This window comes from Clostridium tyrobutyricum DSM 2637 = ATCC 25755 = JCM 11008, from assembly GCF_000359585.1.
GTDB lineage: Bacteria > Bacillota > Clostridia > Clostridiales > Clostridiaceae > Clostridium_B > Clostridium_B tyrobutyricum.
The window spans coordinates 37,074-52,344 of the sequence record NZ_APMH01000026.1 but is presented as its reverse complement, the minus strand read 5'-3'; the positions used below and the strand labels follow the sequence as shown (position 1 = coordinate 52,344).

Below are 15,271 nucleotides of genomic sequence, written 5' to 3'. Positions count from 1 at the left end.
CTGCAACCATAGCTATAAATTCTGAATTTGTTGGTTTACCTTTATCATTATGTATAGTATAACCAAAAATTTTATTTATAGTTTCAACTTGTCCCCTTGACCACGCTACTTCAATAGCATGTCTTATAGCCCTTTCAACTCTGCTGGCTGTAGTATTATATTTTTTAGCTATGGATGGATATAATTCTTTAGTAACCGCAGATAATAACTCCATATTATTTACTACCATAGTTATAGCTTCCCTTAAATACATATACCCTTTTATATGAGCTGGAACACCTATTTCGTGTATAATATTTGTTATTTCTTGTTCTAAACTATCCGGTGTACTTTTGGAATAGCTAATTTGCGGATTATCTGACATCAATACCGTTTTCTTGCTCTCACTACTATTAGCTATATCATTATTAAACATTTGTCGTATTCTTTTAGTAAATACATCCATGTCAAATGGTTTTACTACATAATAGTCTGCTCCCAGATTTATAGCCCTTTGGGTTATTTTATCCTGACCTACTGCTGAAAGCACGATTACTCTCGGTAAAGGGTTAATATCCATATTATTTAGCCTTTCAAGAACTCCTAATCCATCAAGATGGGGCATAATTATATCCAATACTACTAAGTCTGGCCTTTTTTCCTGTATTAATTCTAATGCTTCAAGCCCATCTTTAGCAGTACCTGTAACTACAATGTCCCTTTGATTTAATAAATAATCATTGAGAATATTACAAAATTCCTTATTATCATCTGCAATAACTACACTTATCTTTGATTCTTCCATATATTTTACTCCCCTTTTATTAATAAATTCCCAGTTGTTAACAAATAATAAATTCGACAAAAGAATTTTAATTCCTTCTTAATAAAAAAATTTTTTTCCATTTTTATAAAATATAAAGAATCACAAGATAGCAAAAACTGCTATCTTGTAAAATTAAGCTAGATTTTTGGAAACAATTATTTTTCCAATAAATTTGCATCATTTAACATCCATTCTATATATATACCATAACCTACATCTGGTTTATTTACAAGTACATGTGTCACTGCACCTACAATTTTTTCATTCTGAATTATAGGACTTCCACTCATACCTTGAACTATTCCGCCAGCCTTTTCGAGCAATTCTTTATCTGTAACTCGTATTACCATACTCTTAGGTCCAGGAACATCTTGAGCAAGAAGTTTTTCAATTTTAATATCGTATGATTTTACTCCTTCTTTACCTATTGTTGTCAATATTTTCGCAGGTCCTTCTTTTATTTCGCTTCTAAGTCCTATTTTCATAGGGGCCAATTTTTTATTTTCAAGTTGATTATTTCCTTTACCAAATACTCCGCACTGGGTATTTTTATATATATTTCCCAAAGTATTATTTTCATTTACAAATATTCCTTTTAACTCCCCTGGATTTCCCTTGGCACCTTTTTTTATAGATACAATTGATGAAGATACTATTTCACCAGAATTTACTTTTAGTATAGTTCCAGTATCAATATCAGTTATAGGGTGACCTAATGCAGCAAACATATTACTTTCTTTATCATAAAAAGTAAGTGTTCCAACACCCGCAGTAGAATCTCTTATCCATAGACCTATTTTGTAACCATTATCCTCCAAACTTTTCACCGGCTTTAATATTTTTTCTATTTTTTCACCTTTTCTATCTAATAAAATTTTTATATTCTTACCTTCACTTCTATCTATTTCCTCTCTTGTTTGCTCTCCACTTTTAATAGTAACATCATTTATTTTCAATATATCGTCACCTATCTGTATTCCACTTGAAGCAGCAGGGCTTATAATTTTACCATTTTTTGTAGTAACATCAGACAGAGCTACAACTAATACACCCTGAGTATTTAATTTAACACCTATAGGTTGCCCTCCTGGATATAATAACATATTTTCTTTAACTGATTTTATAGATACTGATCCTACAGGAACAACACCTAATAAGTTTACGCTTGCATTTCTATCTGTTTTTTTATTCATGCCTTTTACTTTCAAAAACATATTTTGTTTTACAGTATCATTTTCTCTTAAAAATATAGTTGCAGGTATATTTTGAGCTTCGTAAAAAGTAATTAGCATAATAAACAGGATAGGAACTAAAATATAATATAAATATCTATTTAAAAAATTTTTCATGCTCTGTTTGCCTCCTGTCTGTATCACTTTTTTCTAAGCTTAAGTTGCCCTTTTAAATATTTTATTATGCTATTATATACTTTCATTAAAAGTAAATGTATTGATTTTTAATCTAATTTTTTCAAAAAAGCAATAAAAAATCATCTCAAAAAAGGATCTACTTCTTTTATTTGAAATGATTTGTTTTATATACCTGTTAACTATATAACTTTTTTTTGGCATCAGCCATTTTTATAAGTTCTTTTGCATGTGCCAGTGTAATTTCGGTAACTTCAGAACCTCCAAGCATTTTCGCAAGTTCATGTTCTTTCTCTTCATTATTTAGCTTTTTTATTCTAGTATAAGTGTTGTTGTTATGTACATCCTTTAGAACCAAATAATGCGTATCAGATATAGCTGCTATCTGAGGTAAATGTGTTACACAAAGCACTTGATGTTTTTTGGATATGGCATACATTTTTTCCGCTGTACGCTGAGCTATTCTTCCACTTATACCTGTATCTATTTCATCAAATATTACAGAAGAAATTTTATCTTTATCTACAAAAACAGTTTTTAATGCCAGCATTATTCTCGAAAGTTCACCTCCTGATACAATTTTTTCAAGAGGTTTCAGCGGTTGCCCAGGGTTTGTAGATATATAAAACTGAACTATATCCATTCCATTTTCCATAAATTTGTCTTGTAAATCAATTTTTATTTTAAATATGCTCTTTTCCAACCCTATAAATTTCAATTCAGCTTTTACTTTGTTTTCCAATACTTTGGATACATTACATCGTTCAACATGAATTTTTCTTGCTTGTATCTTTAATTTTTCCTGTACTATATATTGACTTTTTTTTAATTCATTTATTATATCTTCGCTGTCTATAATTTCTTTATACTCATTTGATATTTTTTTTCTATACTCTAATATATCTTTTATAGTATTCCCGTATTTTTTTTTGTATCCACTAATTTCATAAAGTCTGTTATTTATATATTCCAATTCCTTTTCGTCATAACTATTATTGGCAATTATACTTCTAATTTCATCTACAGACTCTTCTATATTATAATAGGCATCTTCAAGAAGTTTATGTATATTTTCTATTTTATTATCTATGTTTTTTATAGAACTAATATCTTTTATTATATTGCCAAGCTCATCTTGAATAGACTTTTTATTTTCAAATCCGCTGTAAAGATTTGTATAACAATTATTTAATGTATTATTTATCTTTTCTGATGAAGAAAGTAATTTAAATTTTTTATTCAACTCATTTTCTTCTTCTTCTTTCAAATTTGCAGAATTTATTTCATCTATCTGATATTTTAAAAAATCACTTATTTTCTTTCTATCTCCATTATTACCAGAAAGTCTATTTATTTTGTTTTTTATTTCATATAATTTTTTATAATTTTCACTATAATTTTCTATTAAAGCCTTGATGGAATCCTCTCCATAATCATCTACATAATTAATATGATTTTCCCATAGTAATAGATTTTGATTTTCATGTTGTCCATGTATATCAAGTATTGTACAAGTTATATCTTTTAGTTCTGCAAGTAAAATTGATTTTCCATTAACTTTTGCTATACTTCTTCCAGATTGAAAAGTTTCTCTACTTATTATAAGCAAATCTTCTTCAAACTCTATTTCTTTTGAAATTAAAATTTCTTTAGTCTTTGGATTTTCAATAGTAAAAACAGCCTCTACAAAAGTCTTTTTTTCTCCTATTCTTATTAAGTCCCTATTAAACTTATTGCCAATAATATAATTTATAGCATCAATAAGTATTGATTTACCAGCCCCTGTTTCACCTGATAACACATTAAAACCAACTCCAAAAGAAACCGTAAGATTTTCTATAAGTGCAAAATTATTTATATTTAATTGGAGAAGCATAAACAATCCTCCTTATTTATAAATCATTTTCTTCATTCTCTGAGTTATATCCCTAGCCTTTTCCCGATCTCTTGCCAATACAAATATTGTATTGTCTCCAGCTATAGTACCTACAATTCCTACAAAACTTAATGAATCTATTGCTTCTGCCGCTGCATTTGCAGATCCTGAGATTGTCTTTAGCACTACAAAATTTTCTACATTTTCAACTCCTATAACTGTTTGAGAAAATATAGATGCCAGCTTATTAGGTAAAAATTTTTCTGTATGATTTATGGTAGCATATTTGTACCTTCCACTTTCAGATAATACTTTTATAAGTTTTAACTCCTTTATATCTCTGGATACAGTTGCCTGTGTTACATTCATTCCACTTTTTCTCAACTGATCTGCCAATTCTTCTTGAGTTTCTATATCTTTTAAATTAATAATCTCAAGTATTTTTGTGTGCCTAGTCATCTTCATACTTTTTAATTTCACCTTCTTCCCTACTAAAAGTAAGTTTATTTCTGAGAGTTTTAAAAAAAGAATTGTTACTGAATCTTATTAATTTTCTAGTATACTTAGATTTAGTAATATTTACATCCACTGATCCACTTATATTAATCCATTCCTGTCCATCTACAGACAGAAATATATTTCCAGTATTTTTCCTTACTTTTGCAGTAATCAAACTATTATTATTCAATACAATAGTTCTAGCAGTTAAAAATTGAGAATACATAGGTGTCAGGCAGAAGGCATCTAAAGACGGGTAAACTATAGGTCCTCCTGCAGACAAATTATATGCTGTAGATCCAGTAGACGTACATACTATAATTCCATCTGCGTTAAAACTATTATAAAATTTATTGTCTACAAAAACATCATATTTTTCAATTCTGTTTTTGATACCTTTATATAATACTACATCATTCAATCCATGATAGTGTTTAATTCCAGATTCAGTATTAAAACTACATTCAATCATGCTTCTTTCTTCCATTACATATTCTGATTTAAAAAAGCTCTTAAGTGCAGGTTCTATACTATTTACTTCTATCTGAGTCAAAAATCCAAGATGTCCTATATTTACTCCAAGTATAGGCGTATCTGATCCCAGAATTTTTCCTGAAGTATTTAATATAGTTCCATCTCCACCAAGAACTATTATTACATCTAATTTATTGCTTTCTTCTGCATTAAGTCCAACGCAGTCCTTATAAGTTTTTATATTTACATCTCTACTTACACTATAAATATTTTTTATAATAAAATCCAGCATTTTATATTGAGGATCCTTAGTTGAATTCACATTAATTCCTATATTTTTCATAGTTCCTCTCCGTTTAACTCATGATGTGCTAGATTGACCGTATATGCCACATCCGTTTTTTTAAAGGACTCACTAAAATTCTTTTCCTTTGTAAAATAAATTAAATATTCTATATTTCCCTCAGGACCTTTTATCGGTGAATAATCAAGTCCAATTATATTGAGATCAATTTGTTTTATAAAATCTACAATTGTATTTATAACTTCAATATGAGTAGATTTTTCTCTAACTACACCTTTTTTGCCAACTTTTTCCCTGCCTGCTTCAAATTGTGGCTTTATAAGGGCCATTACTTTTCCATAACTGTCCAATAAATTTAAAACTGTTGGAATGACTTTCTCAAGAGATATAAAAGATACATCAATACTTGCAAAACCTGCATATTGTCCTATATCTTCAAATTTTACATATCTTATATTTGTTCTTTCCATACAAACTACTCTCTTATCTATTCTAAGCTTCCATGCAAATTGTCCATATCCTACATCTATAGCATACACTTTAGCAGCACCATTTTGTAACATACAATCTGTAAAACCACCAGTAGACGCTCCTATATCCAAGCATATATTATTCTTTAAATCTATATTAAAATTATTGACAGCCTTTTCTAACTTTAATCCTCCTCTACTAACAAATGGCATTTTATTTCCTCTAAATTCTATATTGGAATTTATTTTAATCTTTTGTCCACATTTATCCACTCTACTACCTTCTACAAATATTTCACCTGCCATTATGCTTGCCTGTGCTCTGTGCCTTGATTCAAACATACCCTTATTTACTAAAAGTATATCCAATCTCTCTTTATTTTGCGCCATAGTTAACTCCCTCACTTACAATTTTCAATACGCTGGTCTTTATTCCTTCAGCATCCAATCCATATATTTTATACAATATTTCAGGTTTACCATGAGGTATGAATTCATCTTTAAATCCCAAATTTATGACTTTAATATGGTTTTGCAGTGAATTTATATACTCCAATATATAGGATCCCATACCTCCCCTTACTATATTATCTTCTATAGTCACTATGTCTATATTATTCTCAACTAAAGTATTTATCATTTCCTCATCTATAGGTTTTACAAAGCAGGCATTTATTACTATTACGTCTATTCCAATCTTAATTAATTTTCTCCTAGCTAGAATAGCATATTGAATCATTTTTCCTTCAGCAATTAATGCTATTTTACCATGCCCTTCTATCCTCTCCCATTTTCCAAGCTTAAATTCTTTAATAGGCTTCAAGCATACATTATCCCCACCTCTTGGATATCTTATAGCTACCGGTCCTTCTTGTTCAAGTGCAAAATCAAGCATATATCCGATCTCATCAGTACACTTAGGGCACATTACTTTCATATTTGGCATTTGAGTCAAATACGAAAGATCAAATATTCCTTGATGCGTCTCTCCGTCTGCCCCCACAATTCCAGCCCTGTCAACTGCAAATATAACAGATAATTTCTGTATACAGACATCGTGAATAATCTGATCATACGCCCTTTGGAGAAATGTAGAATATACTGCAAAAACAGGCTTAAGTCCAGTTCTTGCCATACCTGCACATAAAGTTACCGCGTGTTGTTCTGCAATTCCCACATCAAAAAATCTATCAGGGAACTTATTGGAAAAGGATTTTAATCCTGTACCATCTCTCATTGCAGCAGTTACAGCAACTAATTTACAATTTTTTTTAGCAATTTCCATAAGCTTATTTCCAAAAGCCTTAGAATACGTCTCTGTAGAAGATACTGCTATTTCACCATTAGAACAGTCAAATGGTCCTATTCCATGAAATTTTCCTGGATTCTTTTCTGCAAATTTATATCCTTTTCCCTTTTTTGTAACAACATGTATCACTACAGGTCCATTTATTTTTCTTGCCATAGTAAATACTTCAACCAAATCTTTAATGTTATGTCCATCTATAGGTCCTAAATATTTAAGTCCGATATCCTCAAAAAACATTCCAGGTACAATCATTTGTTTTATTCCATTTTTAAACTTTTCTAAATATTTTGCCATTCCCGGTCCTATATTAGGTATCTTTTTAAGTGCATTTTCAACATCCTGCTTTAATTTATTATATTTAGGATCAAGTCTCAATTTATTTAAATATCGTGATACGCCGCCTACATTATGTGCTATAGACATTTGGTTGTCATTTAATACTATAATCAATCTTGTCTTCCTGTATCCTACATCATTTAAAGCTTCCAGTGCCATTCCACCAGTAAGAGCACCATCTCCTATAACTGCAATAACATTATAATTTTTATTTTGAATATCTCTTGATCTTGCCATTCCTAAAGCTGCTGATACAGACGTACTACTATGACCTGTTTGAAAAAAGTCATATTTACTTTCAGATGTTTTTGGAAATCCACTCATTCCTCCAAACTGTCTTAAAGTATCGAAACCACCTTTCCGGCCTGTTAATATTTTATATACATATGATTGATGTCCAACATCCCAAACTATCTTATCCTTATTAAAATCAAATACGTCAAATAAACACATAGTAAGCTCTACCACACCTAAATTTGATGATAGATGCCCACCGGTTTTAGAAACTTTATCTATTAGAAACCTTCTTATTTCTTCAGCCAATTGTATTTTTTCTTTAAATCCCATATTTTTTATATCATTTATGTCTTTATATTTATCTAGCAGATTATACATATATACATCTATCCTTTTTTTAATACGTTGGTTAAAAATCATTCCTATATAATAAAAACCTGAAGCTTCATGTAAAAACCTTCAGGAGAATATACCACAGTTAATTATTATATCACAGCTGTTTTTTTTATTCAAAATAAATACTAAAATCAATTTTCCCTGTTTAGCAGAAACACAGTCAATCTTTCCAGGTCATGGGTATCTCTATTTATACCGCGTAATACTTCTACACAATCACTTGTAATGGAATTACACATTTCCATACACTTATTTAAACCATAAGTAGTTATAAAATTTGTTTTATTGTTATTTGCATCGCTTTTTACTTTTTTCCCTAATTTTTTGGTATCCCCGGTTACATCCAATATATCATCTTTTATTTGAAATGCCAATCCTATTTTTTTACCATAATAACTTAATTTGTCTATTTCATCTTCACTGGCACCGACATATACTGCTGCTGACACAATAGCAGCCTTTATAAGAGCTCCTGTTTTTTTGCTGTGCATATAGTATAACTGATCTATAGGTATTTTAGCACCTTCACTTAGTAAATCCACAGTCTGACCACCCACCATACCTTCAACTCCCGCACTCTCGGCAATAATGCTGCACGCATTTACTTTATTTTTATTAGTATCCTTTAAACAATGCTTAAACATAAGGCTCATTCCCTCATTTAAAAGGCCATCTCCTGCAAGCACTGCAATTCCTTCTCCAAAAACCTTATGATTGGTAGGCTTACCACGTCTTAGATCATCATTATCCATAGATGGAAGGTCATCATGAATTAGTGAATAAGTATGGATCATTTCAATAGCTGCAGCTATTTCCATAACATTTCTATATTCTTTTTTATAGATCATATAAGTAAGTAAAAATAATATTGGCCTTATCCTCTTTCCACCTGCATCTAAACTATACTGCATTGCTTCATATATTTTTTTATTATAAGACCCTTTTCCAGACATATATTCATGTAAATATGAATTCAGTTCTTGTCTTAAATTTTCAATCATATCATTATTCCCTTTTTTCATAATTGAATATCTCCTATATAATCTTGATTTTATTTGTCAAAGTCCTTTTCTCCTTGTTCTGTGAGGATATTTATTTTTCCTTCTGTTTCTTTTAATATTTCATACATCTTGTCACAAAGCTTTATTCCGTCTTCATATTTTTTCATACTGTCTTCCAACGACATATTATTTTTATCCATTTCATCTACTATATTTTCAAGCTTTGTCATCATATCCTCATAACTTTGAGCCTTTCTAGGCATATAGCATCTCTCCTAATTATTTTTTTCCAATCTTGAAATATCAAATCCAGCTTTTCCATCTTTCATAATTATATTAACTTTACTTTGTTTGTCTAGCTCTTTTATACAATTTACCACTTTGCCATCCTCTGCCTGTATTATAGAATATCCCTTGCTCAATATGTTAAGAGGATTATCAATATCTAGCAGTCCTTTCAGTCTGTTAAGTTTTTCCATGTTGGATAGAATTACCGACTTCATCTTTATATTCATTATATTCCTTAACTTTTCTATATTTGCATATTGATTGACCACATAGACTAAGGGACTGTTTGAGTCAAGCCTTTTTCTAGAAGTCGTAAGCCTAAGTCTTTTTTCTTCCAGAATATTTAATATATGCTTATTTAAAAAATTTTTATAATTCACTATCTTTTCCAGTAAATTATTCAAATCAAAGACTGCAATTTCTGCTGCTGCAGATGGTGTAGGTGCTCTTCTATCAGACACAAAGTCAACTATTGTATAGTCGATTTCATGTCCTACACCAGTTATTATTGGTTTCTTAGAATTATATACAGCATCAGCTACTCTTTCATCATTAAAGCACCATAAATCCTCTATGGAACCTCCACCTCTAGCTAAAATTATAACTTCTATATCATCCCTGGCATTTAATACATTTATTCCATTTATTATATCCTCTGCAGCATCTAACCCTTGAACTAGAGAAGGATAAATAACAAGATCAATACATTTATTTCTTCTTTTAGTTACATTTATTATATCACGTACAGCTGCTCCTGTAGTTGAAGTAACTATTCCTATTTTTCGTGCATATTTAGGTATATCTTTTTTATGGTTTTTATCAAATAATCCTTTGGCCTCAAGTTTTGTTTTCAATTTTTCAAAAGCTATGTACAATTCACCCAGACCATCCAATTTCATTTCATCACAATAAAACTGATATACTCCTTCTTTTTCATATACTGAAATTCTGCCCTGTAAGATTATTTTCATGCCATTTTCAGGAACAAATTTCAAACTTTTTGCAGAGCTTCTAAACATTATACAATTTATCTTGCTGGATTCATCTTTTAAAGAAAAGTATATATGACCACTGCTGTGAAACTTTATATTTGAAATCTCACCTTTTACAGAAGCATTGTTAAGTATAAAATCATTATCAAAATTTCGCTTTATATAATTATTAATATCAGATACTGTTAACACCTTTATATGCATATCAATCATTCCTTATTTATATCTTTAATCATGTTTCCAAGTACTCCATTTATAAAAGATGCAGATTTATCTTCTCCATATATCTTTCCAAGTTCTACTGCCTCATTTATAGACACATTCTTAGGTATATCCTCTTCATATAGAAATTCATAGCAACAAATTCTTAAAATTGTAATATCAATTTTAGATATTCTATTTAACTTCCAATTTTTCAAATACTTTTGTATTCTTTCATCTAATATATTCTTATTATTTTCTATTCCATTTACAACTCTTTTTAAATAATCCATATCAATATCTTTTAAACTTGAACTTTCTCCTAGAGCCTCTATGGTATCATCAAAATCCTGCTTGTTTATTGTCATCTGGAATAATAATTTCATTGCCAGTTCTCGTGATTTCTTTCTGTTCATCTTGACCTCCATCTGAATACATGTAATTTATCTCATTTCAGATATATTATACTTAAACTATTATACCAGTTCAAGTAAATAATCAGTATATAACAAAAAACACCCTCTTTAGAGGGTGTCATATTTATTTTACTCTTCTTCAATTTCTTCTATATCCTCATCTTCTTCAGACTTTGGAATTATAACATTCTGAACATGTATATTTACTGCAGAAACTTCTAATCCTGTCATTGACTCAACTGCTTTTTTAACATTTTCCTGAACCTTTAATGCAACATCTGGAATCCTAACTCCATATTCCACCACCACATAAAGATCAATAGCAGCACTACTTTCTCCTACACTTACTTTAACGCCTTTTGAAAGATTCTTCTTGCCTCTTAATATTTTTGTAATACCACCTACAAGATTTGCACTCATGCCAACTATTCCATTTATTTCTGTAGTAGCAAGTCCTGCAATTACTCCAACTACTTCATCGGATATTTTAACAATGCCCACATCGATTTCGCCACTCGTATTTTCTTCCATTACAGCACCTCCTAGTTTTCATTTATTGAAAAACTATACACTTGTATTATATCAAATGGTAAATTTTTTTACAAATAAATATGTTTTAATTATTTTTTTACTTCTATTTCTACATCACTTATTTTAGAAATACTCATAACTATGTCTTTTATTTCTCTAGTATTTTTATCTGTCAAGTCATCACTTTTTTTAATTATTACTCTAGCCTTAGTATCTTCTATAGAACATATAACATCGTCATAGCCTTTGCTCTTTAGTGTAGTTTCTATTTTTGATTCATAATCAGTATTCATAGCCAGACTTGTATATTTCTTTTCAGCTTCTATACGATTCTGTTGGGATACATTTTTATCATCAATTAGATTTTTTAGTTTCTGAAGAGTTTCTGCATCCTTTTGATCCCTATTAAGTCTTGCTTCCTCAAAGAATTGCGACTTAGAAGTTTTATTGTCGTTACTATTAAATGATACAGCACTTTTTCCACTGTTGCTGCTAATATTTGTACCATCTGTTGTATTTTCTGCAACACTAAAAGGACTATTTACCTTTGTAGCAAGCACTCCAACACAAACGATTAATGCTAAAAGAGTTACAATAATTATAGCCTGCTTTTTGTTCATTTTTATTCCCCCTTATCTTTTCTTTAAAATATATGCTATTTATCGCTTATATATACTATTTTTTCATAGGATATACATTTATCTTGTCATCAGTTATATCAAAAAGATCCATCACCGCTTTGGATATTCTAAGCTCAGTTATGTTATCTTCTGCACCCTGAGCTACTACTACTATTCCTGAAACCTTTGGTTTGTATGTTTTTACAATTAATGGTTCAGATTTATCACCATCATTTTTCATGACTACTGTACTTCCATTATTATTTTGAGTTGTATTTCTTGTTCCTCCTGAATTATCCTTTTCATTGGTAGTATTCGTAGAATCATTTACATTCATTGCAGGAACTTTTTCCTCTCCACTTTCAAAATTTATCATTACCTCCACTTTTCCAACACCATCTATCTTTTCCAAAGTGCTTTTTAATTTATTTTCCATATATTTTTCATAAGTATCCTCTGATTGATTTTGAGGGTTATTTTGCTGATTCTGAGTGTTAACATATTTATTGGCATTGGCAGTAGTAGAGCTATTGGAATCCGGGGTTTTAAAAAAACTTACAACTATAATCATGAGAATCCCCAATAAAAAAATTATCATCAGATTTACTTTATTGTTTTTATTTTTTAAGTTTTTCTTATCCAGCATTTTATTAATTTCTGAAAACCACTTTTTAAAATTCATAGTTTTTCACCTATCCATTCTAAATTAACCTTTTTTTACATGAATAATATTTTCAGATATATCTAATTGACTACCTAAATATGACCTTATTTCTTGTCCTTGTTTACCACTCAATTCATCAGAATTATCATAGTTTTCACCTTCTGTATTTATGGTTACCTTTTGTACTGTATCAACACTTCCGTCTTTAACTGTTACATATATGCCAGTTATATATATATTTCCACTTTCCTTATCATACCTGGCATTTGCTTTTACAGAATATTTTCCATCAGGATATTTTTCATCCAGCTTTTGCTTGCAATTATTCTGTAAGTTTAATTTAAACTCCTCAATAGTGGAATTTAAATTTTCCTCCTTGTACTTTTCCATATCATTTGAATTCTGATTTTTTTCAAATTGTTGAGATAATTTCAAGCTATATGAATTAATATCAAAATTCTTATTAAATAAACCCACAATTGGATTTATAAAAACAGTAATCAGTATTAAGCCAAGTACAAATTTTGAATATTTTTTAAAACTATTATTTGGCAATATCATCTCTATTGCTGTTATAAAGAAAACTGCAGTACATATTTTTATCAACCAACTTCTTAAGTATTCCAAAAGCAACAAACCACCTTTTATCTAAATCATCACTTTGCCAGAAGCAGCAATAATAGCTATCATTATAAAGAACATTGTAGAAATACAAATAAGACACGCAGTTATAAGTGTAAGGGAATCCCCTGCAGAATTTATACAATTAACCATACGGCTATCACTTATAGGTTCTATCAAGGCAGCTGTAAGTTTATACAATATTATAAGTATTCCAAGCTTAATTACAGGAAATATCAATACAAGGATCAATATTACAAGTCCTACACTACTAAGAGAATTTTTTATAAGCAGTGAATAACCAGCTATAGTAGATACAGCATCAGAAAGACTTTTCCCAACTATGGGAACGAAATTGTCAACTGCAAATTTAGCAGTCTTTGCAGTTACCTGATCTATAGTATTGGATGTAACTCCTCTTATTGTCATTATTCCTACAAATATGGTCATAATTATTCCTTGAGCCCAAAGTGCTGATTGGTTTAACAGTTTTGTAAGTTTATCTATCTTATACTCTGAGGATAGATTGTTTACAAATTGAAGAACAAATGACATACATATAAGTGGTATTATAAAATTCATAAATATTTGTGCGCTTATATTTATGGTTCCTATTACAATAGGGTCCATGACAGTTGCTTCTACTACACCCCCAACAGTAGTCAAAAGCATTATAAGTATGGGTACAAGTGCCATCATAAAATCCGTCAGGTCTTTTATAGTTGAACGCGCCAAATCAACTCCTATATAAAAACTTCTAGCCATTATTATTATTAGCAGTGAATAACATGCAAAATAAGCTATATTGGATAATCCCTCTGAACTAAATGCTCTTTGTAAATTTGTTATCAAAGCACATATTATAGCTATGATCACCAAAATTGCCAGAAGTTTTATAGAGGCAGCAAGTTCCCTTAATAAATACATGATACATGCATTTATTATTTTTTTTACTGATATTTTTCCATCTCCTGATTTCATGAAGTTTTTTACGTATTCTTTAAAATCTATATCTCTCAGCATCTCATTTTTTGTTTTCATGGTAGATATATAGTCATATAACTTATCTACTTGATCTTTCTCATAATTTACTTTGTTCTCTACATTCTCATCCCCAGTTTTTTTTATTATATTTCCTGAATTATTTATATTTGAAGTATTTGTATCTACGTTAATATCTGAAGTATCAGAAGCTTGTACGTTAAATCCCAATATGAGTACAATAAATAAACCCAATATAACATTCTTCATATGAACACCTACATAATCTTTAAAATTGACTGTAATACAGCCATCAGTATAGGAATTGCAAGACCTAATATCAAAATTTTCCCTGCAAATTCAACTTTTGCTCCTAAATTATTTTCTCCTGCATCTTTACATATCTCACTGCAAAAAGATGCCAAATATGCAATAGCGAGTATTTTAAATACAGTATTTAAATATACAAAATCTATATTTGCCTTCACCGCCAACTGTTGTATAAATTGTATTACTGCAGTTATTTTTGTAAACATAAATATAAATATTAATACACCAGCTGCAATGCTTATATAAACAGCAAAATCATCTCTTCCCTTACCCTTGAAAATAAGAGCTATGAACAATGCAATAAAAGCGAATAAAACAATTTTAATTATCTCCATAAATTCTCCTTAAAATTGAAACATAGTTCTCACTGTAGTAAACAACTTATTTACAACAGTGACAACCATTGTAAGTACTATTACAATTCCAACTATATTAATTACCACTGCATATTCACTTTTACCACTAGTTTCCAAAACCTTGTTTATTACTATTACAACTATCCCAACTGCCGCTATTTTAAATATCAAGCTTATATCTAACATATCAGTATCTCT

The 15,271-nt window shown here is 29.7% G+C and carries 18 protein-coding genes; all 18 read right to left on the bottom strand.

Annotated elements, in window-relative coordinates; all coding sequences use genetic code 11:
- Positions 1-784: sporulation transcription factor Spo0A (spo0A, locus tag J418_RS0110970; protein ID WP_017895576.1), on the bottom strand; the 784-nt coding region annotated here is incomplete at its 3' end.
- A 176-nt stretch (positions 785-960) separates the two neighbouring features.
- A complete protein-coding gene (spoIVB, locus tag J418_RS0110965; RefSeq protein ID WP_017750751.1) occupies positions 961-2,154 on the bottom strand; it encodes a SpoIVB peptidase in 1,194 nt (397 codons plus the stop codon).
- A 196-nt stretch (positions 2,155-2,350) separates the two neighbouring features.
- The gene (gene recN, locus J418_RS0110960) at positions 2,351-4,048 is read right to left on the bottom strand and encodes a DNA repair protein RecN (protein ID WP_017895575.1); all 1,698 of its coding nucleotides are present in this window, start codon (positions 4,046-4,048) and stop codon (positions 2,351-2,353) included.
- A gap of 12 nt (positions 4,049-4,060) precedes the next feature.
- Complete coding sequence (locus J418_RS0110955) at positions 4,061-4,513, bottom strand: arginine repressor (RefSeq protein WP_017750752.1); 453 nt, start codon at positions 4,511-4,513, stop codon at positions 4,061-4,063.
- Positions 4,500-5,363, bottom strand: a complete 864-nt coding sequence (locus tag J418_RS0110950) for an NAD(+)/NADH kinase (RefSeq protein WP_017750753.1) — start codon at positions 5,361-5,363, stop codon at positions 4,500-4,502. Before J418_RS0110950 ends, J418_RS0110955 begins: the two co-directional genes overlap by 14 nt.
- Positions 5,360-6,184: a TlyA family RNA methyltransferase gene (locus J418_RS0110945; protein ID WP_017750754.1), complete on the bottom strand. Its 825-nt coding sequence runs from the start codon at positions 6,182-6,184 to the stop codon at positions 5,360-5,362. The genes J418_RS0110950 and J418_RS0110945 overlap by 4 nt, the downstream gene beginning before the upstream one ends.
- Positions 6,171-8,054: a 1-deoxy-D-xylulose-5-phosphate synthase gene (gene dxs, locus J418_RS0110940; RefSeq protein ID WP_017895574.1), complete on the bottom strand. Its 1,884-nt coding sequence runs from the start codon at positions 8,052-8,054 to the stop codon at positions 6,171-6,173. Before dxs ends, J418_RS0110945 begins: the two co-directional genes overlap by 14 nt.
- 149 nt (positions 8,055-8,203) lie before the next feature.
- Positions 8,204-9,094 carry a polyprenyl synthetase family protein gene (locus J418_RS0110935; protein ID WP_017750756.1) on the bottom strand — a complete coding sequence of 297 codons (891 nt, stop codon included), beginning with the start codon at positions 9,092-9,094 and terminating at the stop codon, positions 8,204-8,206.
- A 29-nt stretch (positions 9,095-9,123) separates the two neighbouring features.
- Positions 9,124-9,336: an exodeoxyribonuclease VII small subunit gene (locus J418_RS0110930; RefSeq protein ID WP_017750757.1), complete on the bottom strand. Its 213-nt coding sequence runs from the start codon at positions 9,334-9,336 to the stop codon at positions 9,124-9,126.
- A 12-nt stretch (positions 9,337-9,348) separates the two neighbouring features.
- Entirely contained in the window at positions 9,349-10,557 is a 1,209-nt protein-coding gene (xseA, locus tag J418_RS0110925) for an exodeoxyribonuclease VII large subunit (RefSeq protein ID WP_026142648.1), read from the bottom strand.
- 5 nt (positions 10,558-10,562) lie between these two features.
- The gene (gene nusB / locus J418_RS0110920; protein WP_017750759.1) at positions 10,563-10,970 is read right to left on the bottom strand and encodes a transcription antitermination factor NusB; all 408 of its coding nucleotides are present in this window, start codon (positions 10,968-10,970) and stop codon (positions 10,563-10,565) included.
- A 129-nt stretch (positions 10,971-11,099) separates the two neighbouring features.
- Entirely contained in the window at positions 11,100-11,501 is a 402-nt protein-coding gene (locus J418_RS0110915; protein ID WP_017750760.1) for an Asp23/Gls24 family envelope stress response protein, read from the bottom strand.
- Positions 11,502-11,590: 89 nt separating this feature from the next.
- A complete protein-coding gene (locus tag J418_RS0110910; protein WP_017750761.1) occupies positions 11,591-12,121 on the bottom strand; it encodes a SpoIIIAH-like family protein in 531 nt (176 codons plus the stop codon).
- Between the two features lie 55 nt (positions 12,122-12,176).
- A complete protein-coding gene (gene spoIIIAG / locus J418_RS0110905; protein ID WP_017750762.1) occupies positions 12,177-12,803 on the bottom strand; it encodes a stage III sporulation protein AG in 627 nt (208 codons plus the stop codon).
- Between the two features lie 24 nt (positions 12,804-12,827).
- The gene (spoIIIAF, locus tag J418_RS0110900) at positions 12,828-13,412 is read right to left on the bottom strand and encodes a stage III sporulation protein AF (protein WP_136710687.1); all 585 of its coding nucleotides are present in this window, start codon (positions 13,410-13,412) and stop codon (positions 12,828-12,830) included.
- A 21-nt stretch (positions 13,413-13,433) separates the two neighbouring features.
- Positions 13,434-14,657, bottom strand: a complete 1,224-nt coding sequence (spoIIIAE, locus tag J418_RS0110895) for a stage III sporulation protein AE (protein ID WP_017750764.1) — start codon at positions 14,655-14,657, stop codon at positions 13,434-13,436.
- Between the two features lie 8 nt (positions 14,658-14,665).
- Positions 14,666-15,052, bottom strand: a complete 387-nt coding sequence (spoIIIAD, locus tag J418_RS0110890; RefSeq protein WP_017750765.1) for a stage III sporulation protein AD — start codon at positions 15,050-15,052, stop codon at positions 14,666-14,668.
- A gap of 9 nt (positions 15,053-15,061) precedes the next feature.
- Positions 15,062-15,259, bottom strand: coding sequence for a stage III sporulation protein AC (gene spoIIIAC, locus J418_RS0110885; RefSeq protein ID WP_017750766.1), 198 nt, complete (start codon positions 15,257-15,259; stop codon positions 15,062-15,064).
- Positions 15,260-15,271: the final 12 nt, after the last annotated feature.

What these genes read in the sequence shown, in the direction of transcription:
- spoIVB (WP_017750751.1), bottom strand. Translation starts at nt 2,154, where the DNA reads ATGAAAAATTTTTTAAATAGATATTTATATTATATTTTAGTTCCTATC.
- recN (WP_017895575.1), bottom strand. Translation starts at nt 4,048, where the DNA reads ATGCTTCTCCAATTAAATATAAATAATTTTGCACTTATAGAAAATCTT.
- J418_RS0110955 (WP_017750752.1), bottom strand. Translation starts at nt 4,513, where the DNA reads ATGAAGATGACTAGGCACACAAAAATACTTGAGATTATTAATTTAAAA.
- J418_RS0110950 (WP_017750753.1), bottom strand. Translation starts at nt 5,363, where the DNA reads ATGAAAAATATAGGAATTAATGTGAATTCAACTAAGGATCCTCAATAT.
- J418_RS0110945 (WP_017750754.1), bottom strand. Translation starts at nt 6,184, where the DNA reads ATGGCGCAAAATAAAGAGAGATTGGATATACTTTTAGTAAATAAGGGT.
- dxs (WP_017895574.1), bottom strand. Translation starts at nt 8,054, where the DNA reads ATGTATAATCTGCTAGATAAATATAAAGACATAAATGATATAAAAAAT.
- J418_RS0110935 (WP_017750756.1), bottom strand. Translation starts at nt 9,094, where the DNA reads ATGAAAAAAGGGAATAATGATATGATTGAAAATTTAAGACAAGAACTG.
- J418_RS0110930 (WP_017750757.1), bottom strand. Translation starts at nt 9,336, where the DNA reads ATGCCTAGAAAGGCTCAAAGTTATGAGGATATGATGACAAAGCTTGAA.
- xseA (WP_026142648.1), bottom strand. Translation starts at nt 10,557, where the DNA reads ATGCATATAAAGGTGTTAACAGTATCTGATATTAATAATTATATAAAG.
- nusB (WP_017750759.1), bottom strand. Translation starts at nt 10,970, where the DNA reads ATGAACAGAAAGAAATCACGAGAACTGGCAATGAAATTATTATTCCAG.
- J418_RS0110915 (WP_017750760.1), bottom strand. Translation starts at nt 11,501, where the DNA reads ATGGAAGAAAATACGAGTGGCGAAATCGATGTGGGCATTGTTAAAATA.
- J418_RS0110910 (WP_017750761.1), bottom strand. Translation starts at nt 12,121, where the DNA reads ATGAACAAAAAGCAGGCTATAATTATTGTAACTCTTTTAGCATTAATC.
- spoIIIAG (WP_017750762.1), bottom strand. Translation starts at nt 12,803, where the DNA reads ATGAATTTTAAAAAGTGGTTTTCAGAAATTAATAAAATGCTGGATAAG.
- spoIIIAE (WP_017750764.1), bottom strand. Translation starts at nt 14,657, where the DNA reads ATGAAGAATGTTATATTGGGTTTATTTATTGTACTCATATTGGGATTT.
- spoIIIAD (WP_017750765.1), bottom strand. Translation starts at nt 15,052, where the DNA reads ATGGAGATAATTAAAATTGTTTTATTCGCTTTTATTGCATTGTTCATA.
- spoIIIAC (WP_017750766.1), bottom strand. Translation starts at nt 15,259, where the DNA reads ATGTTAGATATAAGCTTGATATTTAAAATAGCGGCAGTTGGGATAGTT.